The following is a 12,968-nucleotide window of genomic DNA, read 5'->3' as shown; positions in this document are numbered from 1 at the left end:
AAGAGACGTTAGTTTGCCAGTCGTGGGGCTTCAACTGCCGGTCCCGCGAAAGTGACGCCGGGCTTCGGCCCGGCCCTGGGCAAGGAGCGTATCATGTCCGCGCCAGACACCAATGCGAAACGCAAGAGGCGCCGCGCCTCGCTGATCGGAGCGAGCGTCGCGGTGCTGCTCGTCATCCTCGTGCTCTTCGGCGGCCTCGGCTTCGTCTACAACGAGGAGGGCCGGGACGAGGGCGGCGAGGTGGTGACCGAGCCGGTCGAGTGACCTGCGGGCCGCGGGGGCCGGCCTGCGGGATGGCATCGGGTTGTTTCCGATGGGAAACGGGGTAGGCTGGCCGCTCCTCCGAACCAAAGAAGTGATTCCCAGATGTCCCGCACAGAACGACTCGGCCTTCAGGTCGCCCCGGAACTTGCCCGTTTTATCGAAGAAGAGGCGCTGCCGGGAAGCGGTGTGTCGCCGGAGGCGTTCTGGGAGGGTCTGGCGGGGCTCGTGCGGGATTTCGCGCCGGAGAACCGCGCGCTTCTGGAGACGCGGGAGAGGATCCAGGCCCGGATCGATGACTGGCACCTCGCGCGCAGGGGGCAGCCGCACGATGCCGCCGCCTATCGCGCCTTTCTCTGGGAGATCGGCTATCTCGTCCCGGAGGGGCCGGATTTCGAGATCGACACGCGCGGGATCGACCCCGAATTCGCGCTGAAACCCGGCCCGCAACTCGTGGTGCCGGTCACCAATGCGCGCTACGCGCTGAACGCGGCGAATGCGCGCTGGGGCTCGCTTTACGACGCGCTCTATGGCACGGATGCGCTGGGCGATCTGCCCTCGGGCAAGGGCTATGACCCGGAGCGCGGGGCGCGGGTGATCGCCTGGGCGAAGGCGCATCTCGACAAGGTGGCGCCGCTGGCGGGCGGCTCCTGGGCGGAGGTCACGGGGCTTGCGGTGAAGGACGGCATGTTGCTGGTCACGGGCGCGGCGGGGGAGACCGGGCTTGCCGATCCGGCGCAGTTCGCGGGCCATGCCGGGGGGCATGTGCTGCTTTCGCGGAACGGGCTTTATATCGACATCGTGATCGACCCGGCGACGGACGTGGGCGCGCAGGATCCGGCGGGGATTTCCGACATCCTGCTCGAAGCGGCGGTCTCGGCGATCATGGATTGCGAGGATTCGGTCGCCACCGTGGATGCGGAGGAGAAGGTCGGGGCCTATCGCAACTGGCTCGGCCTGATGCGGGGCGATCTGAGCGAGGAAGTGACGAAGGGCGGGGAGACCTTTACGCGGCGGCTGTCGCCGGATCGGGACTTCCGCGACCCGGAGGGCGCGGCGCTGACGCTCAAGGGCCGGGCGATGATGCTGGTGCGCAACGTGGGGCATCTGATGACCAACCCGGCGATCCTCGACGTGGACGGCGCGGAGATCCCCGAGGGGCTGATGGATGCGCTCGTGACGGTGGCGATCGCGCTGCACGACCTGAAGAAGACCGGGGGGCCGCGCAACTCCGTGGAGGGGTCGGTCTATGTGGTGAAGCCGAAGATGCACGGGCCGGAGGAGGTCGCCTTTGCCGACCGGATCTTCGATCGGGTGGAGGAGATCCTCGGCCTGCCGCGGCACACGGTCAAGCTCGGGATCATGGACGAGGAGCGGCGCACCTCGGTGAACCTGAAGGAATGTATCCGCGCTGCGCGGCATCGCGTTGCCTTCATCAACACCGGCTTTCTCGACCGCACCGGCGACGAGATCCACACGAGCATGGAAGCCGGGCCGATGGTGCGCAAGGGCGAGATGAAGGACCAGCCGTGGATCCGCGCCTATGAGGAGCGCAATGTCGACATCGGGCTCGCCTGCGGGCTGAAGGGGCGGGCGCAGATCGGCAAGGGCATGTGGGCGATGCCCGACAGGATGGCGGCGATGCTCGAGGCGAAGATCGGCCATCCGCAGGCGGGCGCGACCTGTGCCTGGGTGCCCTCGCCGACGGCGGCGACGCTGCACGCGACGCATTATCACCTCGTGGACGTGTTTGCCGTGCAGGAAGGGATCGCGAAGGGCGGCGCGCGCGGTACGCTGGAGGATCTGCTGACGATCCCGGTGGCGCGCGGCGTGAACTGGTCGGAGGAGGAGATCGCCGCGGAGATCGAGAACAACGCGCAGGGCATCCTCGGCTATGTCGTGCGCTGGATCGACCAGGGGGTCGGCTGTTCGAAGGTGCCCGACATTCACGACGTCGGGCTGATGGAGGACCGCGCGACCTGCCGGATCTCCTCCCAGGGGCTCGCGAACTGGCTGCATCACGGCGTGGTGGACGAGGCGCGGGTCATGGCGGCGCTGCGCAAGATGGCGCAGGTCGTGGACCGGCAGAACGCGGGCGATCCCGGATATGTCCCGATGGCGCCGGGCTATGACGGCATCGCCTTCAGGGCGGCCTGCGACCTGGTGTTCGAGGGGCGGGTGCAGCCTTCGGGCTATACCGAGCCGGTGCTGCATGCCCGCCGGCTTGAGCTCAAGGCCAGAAACTGAGGCGAAAGGCGGCGGATGCCGCCTTTTTCGGGCAAATTTTACCGGGAATGGGCAAGATGCGCATTCATGCAGGGTGCTTGCGCGGGAGCAGGGGTTTTCTCCGGCCCCGCGGACGTTAATCTATATCCGGTAAGGAGACGCATTCCATGAAGAGACCTGTCGTCGGCATCATCGGCAATACCGACCTGATCAACGGGGAATATCCGGCCTTCACCGGCGGGCGGATGAATGCCGAGGCGGTGGCCGATGTCGCCGGGTGCATGCCGCTGCTGATCCCGCCGCATCCGAATTTCGTCTCCGTCGCCGAGCTCATGGAGGTCTGCGACGGCTTTCTGCTGACCGGAGGGCGGCCGAACGTCCACCCCTCGGAATATGGCGAGGAGGAGACAGCGGCCCATGGCGCCTTCGACCGCGCGCGGGACGCGGTGACCCTGCCGCTGGTGCGCGCCTGCGTCGAGGCGGGGCAGCCCTTCCTCGGCATCTGCCGCGGCTTTCAGGAGGTCAATGTCGCGATGGGCGGCACGCTCCATCCCGAGATCCGCGAATTGCCGGGACGGATGAACCACCGCATGCCGCCCGAGGGCACGCTCGAGGAGAAATTCGCGCTGCGCCATCCGGTGACGCTTTGCGAGGGCGGCGTATTCCACGCGCTGTTCGGCGCGCCCGAGGTGATGACCAACACGCTGCACGGGCAGGGGATCAAGGCGCCCGGCGCCCGCGTGGTGATCGACGGCCGCGCGCCCGACGGCACGCCGGAAGCGCTCTATGTGAAGGACGCGCCGGGCTTCACCCTCGCGGTGCAATGGCATCCGGAATATCGCGCGGGCGAGGACCCGGTGTCGCGCCCGCTGTTCGAGGCCTTCGGCGAGGCCGTGCGCCGTTTCGCCAGATCGCGCGGGAAGACGGTCGAGGCGGCGTGAGCCGTTGCATTCCATTTTCATGCGGAATGCCCGGTCTTCAGGCCGTGGCGGAACACCGTCTGACGGGCGGTGACGGGCCAACCCCTCGCTCGAAGACGCGCCGGGCGAGATGCGAGGCGGCGGTGTGTGGATGGGCGGTCTCCGGGCGTCCGTTTTGCAGGCCTCACGGAGCCTGAACGCGGGCGCCCCGGCCCATATCCCCGAGCGCGGCACAGGCAAGGGCGATGTGCCCGTGATGGCCCATGGTGAAGACGCCCACGATCCGCCCCCGGCGGGTGGCGCAGATCGCAAAGCCGCTGGCGAGGCGTTTCCACGAGGTTTCGGGCCCGGCTGCGTGCAGGCGCCCAGGCGCGCGCTTTCCGGCCCCTGTGAAACGCCGCCGATCCGCCGCGGATCGTGCGGAGGAAGGGCGCATGGCAGACCATCGCGCCGGCCGGTTTCAGGGAGCGCAACCTCATGCCCGCCCTTCGGGACTGCCGTTCGCGTTGTCGAGAGACACCGGATTTGTCCTTTTGGCCCGTGCCAACGCCTTGAAAACACGCGGACCGATTTCGGATCGGCAACGAAACTGCCCTTTTCTTCACGGGCCGTGTCCGGGACGGACACGGCCCGAGGGGCAACTATGCGGGACGAAGTTGCCGTTGGTCAGAGCGAGCGGAGTGCAGAGATGACAGCGCTCTTAATGGTTTCACGGGACTGACTGCTGTTAACCCGACAAACAGGTTTTGACTGTCGTGCAAGCCATTCTTCGTGTGCCGCCAGATTACGGCCCCGAAAACCGGGGTCGTCATAACCTTGCGCCCATCGGATGAAGTCTTTGTGGATTTCACACATGTCTCCACCTTCCTCGATCCGATTTCCAAAGCGAGCTTTTTCTCGCATTCTCAACCGCTCTATCCGCATCGGCGTCGGCAGAGTGACGAACACAATTAAGTCAGCCTGCTCAATCAGCCCATGGCCCCATCCATTGCATGCCCCGGTAAGCACCCAGCCTGCATTCCCGAGAGCACCAGACATTGACGCAACCCGTTCATGGGGCTCTCTTTTGACAGAGAATGGAGGCTCGACGGGAGCCCAGTAGTGGTCATCGCAATCGACATGAACCAACGACAATTCAGCCGCAATATTCTCACCAAGAGTCGTTGTCCCAGTACCGGACGCGCCGAAGATATATACACGATGTCGGGAAGGCTCAGGCATGACGGTTCAGCAGTCGTTTCTGTTTCCCACTGTCTAGTATGCAGCCGCAGAAAAACGCAAGTTGGGCTCCCAGCCGACCTTCAGGTTTTCATGAAGCGGCGCACCCGCGCGGCGGGTGCAGATAAGGTGTTTGCCCTCTAGCGGCGGGGGCAAACCGAGCCGAGGCGCGCAGCGGCACCCAAAGGGCATTTCGTGACCCGAAAGGGCAAATGCCCTGACGATCGACACGCGTCAGGCTCAGAGATGACAACATTCTGTTCATCCCCCCGGTCCGGCGTCTGGCGAAGGCTCTGGCGTCGCTCGCCCTTCGTCGCGCCGCCGCTCTGGCTGCGCTGGCGTGCCGGGCGCTCGTCGCGGGAGCGTCCTGCTCCTGCCCGGCAGCATGGCCGCGGTCGCGCATCTGTTCATCCGGGACGAGGAAACGGGGGGCCGTCCGCGGTTCGGCAAGGGGGCGGCAAGAGGGTGCGGACCGGGCGGAATGGAACGGGAGTGTCCGAGCCGCCAGGAACGTGATCAAGGGCGGGGCGCGTGTTGCGCTGGCGCCGGCGCGCGCGGTGCAGGTTCGGAAGCCGGGGCATGGGGGCCTCGCGGCGCGCGGTGCGGATGACGCCGCGGCGGTCACGGGAGCGCGCGGATCGTCTGCCCTTTCACCGGTTCGCCCCGCTCGACCCGCTGGCCGTCCGCGAGATAGTGCGTGAATTGCGCGGGAAGGCCCTCGCCCCGGCCGAGATCCGGCGTCGTCTGAAGATGGAAATGCAGATGCGGCTCCGAACTGTTGCCGCTGTTGCCGCAGAGGCCGATGTCCTGTCCCGCCGTCACCCGGTCCCCCTGCGCGACGCGGAGGCTGCCCTCTTGCAGATGGGCGAGGAACCCGTATTCGCCCTGGCCGAAGTCGATCACGACATGGTTTCCCGCGGGATGGGCCGGATCGAGGCGGCCGATCGGCTGGTCCGGGAGACCGTCGACGGCACGGACGACGACACCTTCCGCCGGGGCGAGGATCGGACGGCCCCAGCACTGGTAGCTTGCCGGTTCGGCCGGATCGCCGGAATGGCTTTGCCCCTCCTCGAGCACCAGAATGTCCAGCGCGAACCGCTGTCCCGGATCGGCGGCGTGGTAATTCTCCCCGATCTCCCGCCCGCCCCAGTAGACATGCCAGTCCCCCTCGACCGGCAGGCGCAGCCGTGCCTTCGTCTCGTATTCCAGATGCGGGCTCGGCGCGGCGACTGGCTGCGGCCGGACGAGGAACCCGGCGATCCGCCCGGTCCCGTCGAGCGCGACGACGAGTTCCACGGGGACCGCAGAACCGGACCAGCGCGACAGCCGGGTGAAGACCTCGTGGCCGGACTGCGTCTCCACGCTTTCGGAGAGGATCGTGTCCTCTGTTCCCAGATCGCGGCGCAGCCCCTCCCGCAGCCCCGCGAGATCGTCGACCGAACCGAAGGCCTCCCGCATCTGCGGGGTCGCGGCCTGCCAGACCGTCTCCACGTCGCCGCGCAGGAAGGCCTCCGCCATGCGCCGGGCGGTGGCGAGCGGATCGGCCCCGGCGGCGCCGGCAAGGCCGAGCAGGGCGAGCGCCGCAATGCGGATGCTCCAGCGTGTCATCCTGCGTCCTCTCCTCCGCGCGATCCCCGTTTCGCGCGTCTCCCGTGTCTCCCCGTCAGGATGACATGCGTCCCCGCCGGGGGGCAAGCTCTTCTCCATCCGGAAATTCTCGATCCCGACGGAGGCGCGGATCACGGTCTGGCGCGCCGTGACGCGCCAGCCGCGCTTTTCGAAGAAGCGGCGGGCGAGGTGGGAGGCGGCGGTGTCCATCTGCGGCAGTCCCAGGCGGCGCGCCTCCGCCTCGCAGGCGTCGTAGAGCCGCCCGGCCGTGCCCCGGCCCATTTCCTCGAGCGCGACATAGGCAAAGTCGATATGCCCGTCGTGGCCCATGGTGAAGAAGCCGACGATCCGCCCCCGGCGCGTGGCGCAGATCGCAAAGCCGCTGGTGAGGCGTTCCGGCCAGGTTTCGGGGGCCCGGTCGCGTGCAGGCGCCCAGGCGGCGCGCTGTTCGGCGGAATAGAAGGCCCCCGTTCCGCCATGGACGGTGCGGTGGAAGAGCGCGTAGCAGGCCGCGGCGTCGGCAGGTGTCAGCGGGCGCAGGTTCATTCCTCCGATGTAGCGCGCGCGGCGGGCGGGCGCCAGACAGGAGGGGGCGGTCATGGCGCGGGCCGGGATTTACAGATTTACGGGAGCGCCGATTCAAACGGGGCGATGTCTTTACTCCTTCAGGCTTTTCTTTACTGTGCGGCCAATCTGGCGGCGCGTCCGGCGGGGAGACATGCGATGCGGGGGGAACCGCTCGGAGGAGCGCGACAACCGCATCCGTGACGGGGCTGGCAGGCCGGAGGTCGATTTTTATGCGCAATAATGTTGCGTTTCGACAGGGGTATTGAATAGGACTGGTGCCAGCCAGTGATTTTGGACTGGGGAAGAGAAGGAAATCCAGGTGAGATTCGGTGTTCCGAGGGAAGTGATTGAGGGCGAGGCGCGTGTTGCGCTGACGCCTGCGAGCGCGGCGCAGGTTCAGAAGCTGGGCTATGAATGCCTTGTCGAGAGCGGCGCGGGTGTGCGTGCGGGGTTTGCGGATGCGGAGTATGCGGCTGCGGGTGTTGAGGTGGTGGAGAGCGCCTCGGACCTCTGGGCGCGGAGCGACGTCGTCGCGAAGGTGCGGGTGCCGACGGAGGCGGAGCTGGGGCTGCTGCGCGCGGGGCAGACGCTGATCTCCTTCTTCAACCCCGGCGGCAATGCGGCGGGTCTGGAGGCGGCGAAGGCGGCGGGCGCGACGGTGATCGCGATGGAGATGGTGCCGCGGATCAGCCGGGCGCAGAAGATGGACGCGCTGAGTTCCATGGCCAATATCGCGGGCTACCGGGCGGTGATCGAGGCGGGGAGCAATTTCGGTCGGTTCTTCACCGGGCAGGTGACGGCGGCGGGCAAGGTGCCGCCGGCGAAGGTGCTGGTGGTGGGCGCGGGCGTCGCGGGGCTTGCGGCGATCGGCACCTCGACCTCGCTGGGGGCGGTGACCCGTGCGTTCGACGTGCGGCCGGAGGTGGCCGAGCAGGTGGAGAGCATGGGGGCGGAATTCGTCTATCTCGACTTCGAGGAGGAGCAGGGCGACGGGGCGGCGACGGGGGGCTATGCCTCTGTGTCCTCGCCGGAATTCCGCGAGGCGCAGCTGAGGAAGTTCCGCGAGCTCGCGCCGGAGATGGACATCGTGATCACCACGGCGCTGATCCCGAACCGGGAGGCGCCGGAGCTCTGGACCGAGGAGATGGTGGCGGCGATGAAGCCGGGTTCGGTGATCGTGGACCTCGCCGCGGAGCGCGGCGGCAACTGCAAGCTGACGGTGCCGGACGAGAAGATCGTGACGCCCAACGGCGTGACGATCATCGGCTACACCGATTTCCCGAGCCGGATGGCGACCCAGGCCTCGACGCTCTATGCGACGAACATCCGCCACATGATGACCGACCTGACGCCCGGCAAGGACGGCCAGGTGGTGCAGGACATGGAGGACGACGTGATCCGGGGGGCGACGGTGACCCATGCGGGGGAGATCACCTTCCCGCCGCCGCCGCCGAAGGTGCAGGCGATCGCGGCGCAGAGGCGCGAGAAGCCGAAGGAGCCGACGGCGGAGGAGAAACGCGCGCAGGAGGCCGCGGCCTTCCGGCGGGAGACGCGGACGCAGGTCGGGCTGCTCGCGGCGGGGGCGGTGCTGCTGCTGGGTGTGGGGCTGGTGGCGCCGGCCTCCTTCATGCAGCATTTCATCGTCTTCGTGCTGGCGGTCTTCGTCGGCTTCCAGGTGATCTGGAACGTGAGCCACGCGCTGCACACGCCGCTGATGGCGGTGACGAACGCGATCAGCTCGATCATCATCCTGGGGGCGCTGATGCAGATCGGCTCGGGGAGCTGGCTCGTGGTGGTGCTGGCGGCGCTGTCGGTGTTCATGGCCGGGATCAACATCTTCGGCGGCTTCCTCGTCACCCGGCGCATGCTCGCCATGTTCCAGAAATCCTGAGGCGGGAGAGAGACAATGGACTTCGGATTCACGACGGCGGCCTATGTGGTCGCGGCAGTTCTCTTCATCCTCTCGCTCGGCGGCCTGTCGGGGCAGGAGAGCGCGAAACGCGCGGTGTGGTACGGGATCGCGGGCATGGCGCTGGCGGTGTTCGCGACGCTGATCGGGCCGGGCTCGGGCCTGTGGCTGCTCTCCGCGCTCCTGATCGCGGGCGGCGGGGTGATCGGCTGGTATGTGGCCGGGAAGGTCGAGATGACCGGGATGCCGCAGCTCGTGGCGGCGATGCATTCGCTGGTGGGGCTCGCGGCGGTGTTCGTGGGCTATAACGCGCATCTGGTGATGGGGCGCGTGGCCGGGATGGATGCGGCGGGGCTGGCCGATCTCGGCACGTTCGCGGCGCTGGTGGCGCACAAGGCGCCGGTCGAGCTGACGATCCTGAAGGTGGAGCTGTTCCTCGGGATCTTCATCGGGGCGGTGACCTTCACCGGCTCGGTGGTGGCCTTCGGCAAGCTCGCGGGCAAGGTGAGCTCGAAGGCGGAGAAGCTGCCGGGCGGGCACCTGCTGAACGCGGCGGCGGCGGTCCTCTCGGTGCTGTGCCTGGTGTGGTACGTCAACACCGGCGGGGTGGTGCCGCTGCTGCTGATGACGCTCTGCGCGCTGTTCATCGGCTATCACCTGATCATGGGGATCGGCGGGGCGGACATGCCGGTGGTGGTGTCGATGCTGAACAGCTATTCGGGCTGGGCGGCGGCGGCGATCGGGTTCTCGCTGTCCAACGACCTGCTGATCGTGGTGGGGGCGCTGGTGGGCTCCTCGGGGGCGATCCTGAGCTACATCATGTGCAAGGCGATGAACCGCAGCTTCGTCTCGGTGATCCTCGGCGGCTTCGGCGGCACCGCGGGTCCGGCGATGGCGGTGGAGGGCGAACAGGTGGCGATCGACGCCGACGGCGTGGCGGCGGCGCTGGAGGAGGCCGACAGCGTGGTGATCGTGCCGGGCTACGGCATGGCGGTGGCGCAGGCGCAGCAGAACGTGGCCGAGCTGACGCGCAAGCTGCGGGCGAAGGGCAAGCAGGTGCGCTTCGCGATCCACCCGGTCGCCGGCCGCCTTCCGGGGCACATGAACGTGCTGCTGGCGGAGGCGAAGGTGCCCTATGACATCGTGCTGGAGATGGACGAGATCAACGAGGACTTCCCGGAGACGGATGTGGTGATCGTGATCGGCTCGAACGACATCGTGAACCCGGCGGCACAGGACGACCCGAATTCCCCGATCGCGGGGATGCCGGTGCTCGAGGTGTGGAAGGCGAAACAGGTCTTCGTCAGCAAGCGCGGCCAGGGCACGGGCTATTCCGGCATCGAGAACCCGCTGTTCTACAAGGACAACACGCGCATGTATTACGGCGACGCGAAGCAGTCCGTCGGGGAGTTGCTCACCCGGATCTGATAAGCGTCCGGCATCGGGAGACGGAGGGGCGGCTTTCGGGCCGCCCTTTTTCGTGCTCCGGTGCAGGGACCCGGTGCGGATCTTCCGCGGTGGGTTTCCTTCGCCGCGCGGGCAGGGCATTCTGCCGCAAAACGGGAGAGACCATGCCGCATATCCGAGCCGATGACATCGCCGCCGACCATGACTTCGTCGGACGGATCACCGCGATCCGCCGCGACCTCCATGCCCATCCCGAAACCGCCTATGAGGAGCTTCGCACCAGCGACATCGTCGCGGCGTTTCTCGAGGATCTGGGGCTCGAGGTGCATCGCGGGCTCGGCGGGACCGGCGTGGTGGCGACGCTGGAGGGCCGCCGCCCCGGCCAGCGGGCGATCGGCCTGCGCGCCGACATGGATGCGCTGCATATCGCGGAGGAGACCGGACTGCCCCATGCCTCGACCGTGCCGGGAAAGATGCACGCCTGCGGCCATGACGGGCATACGGCGATGCTCCTGGGCGCGGCGGAGCGGCTGAGCCGGGCGCCGGATTTCGCGGGGCAGGTGCGCTTCGTCTTCCAGCCGGCGGAGGAGGCGGGTGGCGGCGCGGCCGCGATGATCCGCGACGGGCTGCTCGAGCGCTTCCCGATGGATGCGATCTACGGCCTGCACACCGGGCCGATGGACCCGCTGGGCCTGCTGACGACACGGGTCGGGCCCTATACCGCCGCCTCCGACGACTGGGAGGTGGTGTTCAGGGGCACCGGCGGGCACGGGGCGGCGCCGCACAAGGGCACGGATCCGACCGTCGCGGCGGGGCAGTTCATGGCGCAGCTCGGCAATATCGTCGCCCGCAAGGTCGCGCTCACCGACTGGGCCGTGGTCTCGGTCGGCCATGTGGCGGGCGGGGAGCGCGACAGTCCGAACATCATCCCGGCCACGGTTCTCGTGGCGGGCACCGCGCGCAGCTATCTGCCGGAGGTGCGCGACAGGCTCGAGCGGGAGATATCCCGCCTTGCCGGGGGCGTCGCGCTGGCGGCGGATGTGGTGGCGGAGGTCGACTACCGGCGCGGCTATCCCGCCCTGATCAACACCGCGGCCGAGGTCGGCGTGGCCGGCCGCGCGCATGCGGCGGGCACGGGGGCGGAGCTGACCCGCACCGCCGCCCCGGCCATCGGCGCGAGCGAGGATTTCGCCTATTACCTCGAACGGCTTCCCGGCGCCTATGTCTCCATCGGCAATGGCGACGGGCCCGGCGCGGCCTTCGTGCACACGCCGAAGTTCGACTTCAACGACGCGCTGATCCCGATCGGGGTCGCCTACTGGATGAACGTCGTCGCGGAGGAGCTTGGCGGCGCCGAGGTTCCGTATACCGTGGTATCCAGATAAGGCGCTGATAACGCATAAGAATATATTTGCCTCGCGGGCGTCCGGCAGGCTATAGCCGGGGGCGGAATTACGTGCCGCCCGGAGAGGACATGCCCCTGCTCGAAGACCATCCGCGCCGATACGACCTGGCGAACGAACTCCATGCCCGGCCCTTCCCGGAGGTGCCCTCCCAGGCGCGGGCGGCCTATCTCGCGGTGCGCGCGGCGGGCGATGCCGCGCGACGCGACCGCGATCTCGACCGCGCGCATCTTCTGGCGCTGCTCGACCGCCACGGCGCTGCGCATCCGGCACCGGGGGCGACGCATTACACTGGCGCGCTGGGGAAATACCGGCTGAAATGGGAAAGCCACACGGAATTCGTGACCTACACGATCTTTGCCGAGGGCGTGGCCGACCGGGCCTTCGACAGGGGGACGTTCGATCTCTTCCCGGAGGACTGGCTGGCGGCGGCGCCGGGGCAGCGGATCACCTCGGCGCTGATCCGGGTGGAGAGCGTGGGCGAGGAGGCCGAGATCCTCGGGCGGGTGGAGCAATGGTTCGACCGCGAGAGCCTTGCCGTGGCGCGGGTGCTCGACGGGGCGCTGGTCGTGGCGGCGGATTTCCGCATCGACGAGGCGGGCCATATGCGCTTTGCGCTCTTCCCGGCGCAGGGCTGCGGCCGGCGGCGGATCGGGCGGGTGGTGCAGCGGCTGTGCGAGATCGAGACCTACAAGGCGATGTCGATGCTGGGGCTGCTCCAGGCGCGGAAGGTCGTCGCGGAGCTGGCGGAGATCGAACAGGAGCTCGGGCATCTCATGGGGCGGCTGACCGGGGGCGACGGCACCGGCGCGGAGGAGGTGCTGGGCGAGATCCTGCACCTCTCGACGCGGATCGAGAAGATCGTGACGCGGTCGAATTTCCGCTTTGGCGCGACGGGGGCCTATGAGGCGATCGTGACCCAGCGGATCGAGGCGCTGCGGGAGACGCGCCTTGCCGGGCGGCAGCTTTTCGGGGAATTCATGATGCGCCGCTTCGATCCGGCGATGCGCACGGTGAGGGCGGCTGAACGGCAGCTCGAAAGCCTCGCGACGCGGGCGGCGCGGGCGGCGAACCTGCTCAGGACGAAGGTGGACGTGGCGCGGCAGGCGCAGAACCAGAAGCTCCTGGAGAGCATGGACCGGCGCGCGGACCTGCAACTGCGCCTCCAGGAGACGGTGGAGGGCCTGTCGGTCGTGGCGATCAGCTATTACGCGCTGGGGCTTGCGGGCTATCTCGTCCATCCCGTGCTCGGGCCGCTCGGCCTGTCGAAGGGGCTTGCGCTCGCCTGTCTCACGCCGCCGGTCGTGCTCGCGGTGTGGCTCGGCCTGCGGCGGATCCGGCGGCGTCACCTGGGGTAAGGAAGCGCGGCGGGGCCTCCCGTGGAGGCGCGGATCGGACGCGTCTTGGGTTTCCCGAGGGCGCGCGCGCGTCGCAGCGGGCCCGAGGGGC

At 68.3% G+C, this 12,968-nt stretch carries 9 protein-coding genes; 7 read left to right on the top strand and 2 right to left on the bottom strand.

What is annotated here, in order from left to right; genetic code table 11:
- The first annotated feature begins 93 nt into the window (after positions 1-93).
- The 3 genes from P73_RS26020 (at position 94) to P73_RS17460 (ending at position 3,428) form a co-directional block, all read left to right on the top strand.
- The gene (locus P73_RS26020; RefSeq protein ID WP_158401954.1) at positions 94-264 is read left to right on the top strand and encodes a hypothetical protein; all 171 of its coding nucleotides are present in this window, start codon (positions 94-96) and stop codon (positions 262-264) included.
- A gap of 102 nt (positions 265-366) precedes the next feature.
- Complete coding sequence (locus P73_RS17465; protein ID WP_043870555.1) at positions 367-2,508, top strand: malate synthase G; 2,142 nt, start codon at positions 367-369, stop codon at positions 2,506-2,508.
- A 146-nt stretch (positions 2,509-2,654) separates the two neighbouring features.
- Entirely contained in the window at positions 2,655-3,428 is a 774-nt protein-coding gene (locus tag P73_RS17460; RefSeq protein WP_043870554.1) for a gamma-glutamyl-gamma-aminobutyrate hydrolase family protein, read from the top strand.
- Positions 3,429-4,073: 645 nt separating this feature from the next.
- Here P73_RS17460 and P73_RS25150 read toward each other — a convergent pair.
- Together P73_RS25150 and P73_RS24540 are read right to left on the bottom strand one after the other, a co-directional pair.
- Positions 4,074-4,628 carry a P-loop NTPase family protein gene (locus P73_RS25150; RefSeq protein WP_074743179.1) on the bottom strand — a complete coding sequence of 185 codons (555 nt, stop codon included), beginning with the start codon at positions 4,626-4,628 and terminating at the stop codon, positions 4,074-4,076.
- Positions 4,629-5,246: 618 nt separating this feature from the next.
- Positions 5,247-6,833 carry a GNAT family N-acetyltransferase gene (locus tag P73_RS24540; RefSeq protein ID WP_082033285.1) on the bottom strand — a complete coding sequence of 529 codons (1,587 nt, stop codon included), beginning with the start codon at positions 6,831-6,833 and terminating at the stop codon, positions 5,247-5,249.
- Between the two features lie 286 nt (positions 6,834-7,119).
- On the opposite strand from P73_RS24540, the gene P73_RS17450 reads away from it, so the two are divergent.
- From P73_RS17450 to P73_RS17435, 4 genes are all read left to right on the top strand, one after another.
- A complete protein-coding gene (locus P73_RS17450) occupies positions 7,120-8,691 on the top strand; it encodes a Re/Si-specific NAD(P)(+) transhydrogenase subunit alpha (RefSeq protein WP_043870553.1) in 1,572 nt (523 codons plus the stop codon).
- 15 nt (positions 8,692-8,706) lie between these two features.
- Positions 8,707-10,137 (top strand): NAD(P)(+) transhydrogenase (Re/Si-specific) subunit beta, encoded by a 1,431-nt coding sequence (locus tag P73_RS17445; RefSeq protein ID WP_043870552.1) that lies wholly within the window; start codon positions 8,707-8,709, stop codon positions 10,135-10,137.
- Between the two features lie 143 nt (positions 10,138-10,280).
- Complete coding sequence (locus P73_RS17440) at positions 10,281-11,501, top strand: amidohydrolase (RefSeq protein ID WP_052453384.1); 1,221 nt, start codon at positions 10,281-10,283, stop codon at positions 11,499-11,501.
- Between the two features lie 89 nt (positions 11,502-11,590).
- A complete protein-coding gene (locus P73_RS17435) occupies positions 11,591-12,877 on the top strand; it encodes a DUF3422 family protein (protein WP_043870551.1) in 1,287 nt (428 codons plus the stop codon).
- The last annotated feature ends 91 nt before the right edge of the window (positions 12,878-12,968 follow it).

Origin of the sequence: Celeribacter indicus, from assembly GCF_000819565.1 — a bacterium.
Taxonomy (GTDB): Bacteria; Pseudomonadota; Alphaproteobacteria; order Rhodobacterales; family Rhodobacteraceae; genus Celeribacter; species Celeribacter indicus.
Note: the sequence above shows the minus strand (reverse complement) of the source record. Positions and strands in the feature narration are given on the sequence as shown.

Coding starts and splice junctions, on each gene's coding strand:
- P73_RS26020 (WP_158401954.1), top strand. CDS start 94: ATGTCCGCGCCAGACACCAATGCGAAACGCAAGAGGCGCCGCGCCTCG.
- P73_RS17465 (WP_043870555.1), top strand. CDS start 367: ATGTCCCGCACAGAACGACTCGGCCTTCAGGTCGCCCCGGAACTTGCC.
- P73_RS17460 (WP_043870554.1), top strand. CDS start 2,655: ATGAAGAGACCTGTCGTCGGCATCATCGGCAATACCGACCTGATCAAC.
- P73_RS25150 (WP_074743179.1), bottom strand. CDS start 4,628: ATGCCTGAGCCTTCCCGACATCGTGTATATATCTTCGGCGCGTCCGGT.
- P73_RS24540 (WP_082033285.1), bottom strand. CDS start 6,833: ATGACCGCCCCCTCCTGTCTGGCGCCCGCCCGCCGCGCGCGCTACATC.
- P73_RS17445 (WP_043870552.1), top strand. CDS start 8,707: ATGGACTTCGGATTCACGACGGCGGCCTATGTGGTCGCGGCAGTTCTC.
- P73_RS17440 (WP_052453384.1), top strand. CDS start 10,281: ATGCCGCATATCCGAGCCGATGACATCGCCGCCGACCATGACTTCGTC.
- P73_RS17435 (WP_043870551.1), top strand. CDS start 11,591: ATGCCCCTGCTCGAAGACCATCCGCGCCGATACGACCTGGCGAACGAA.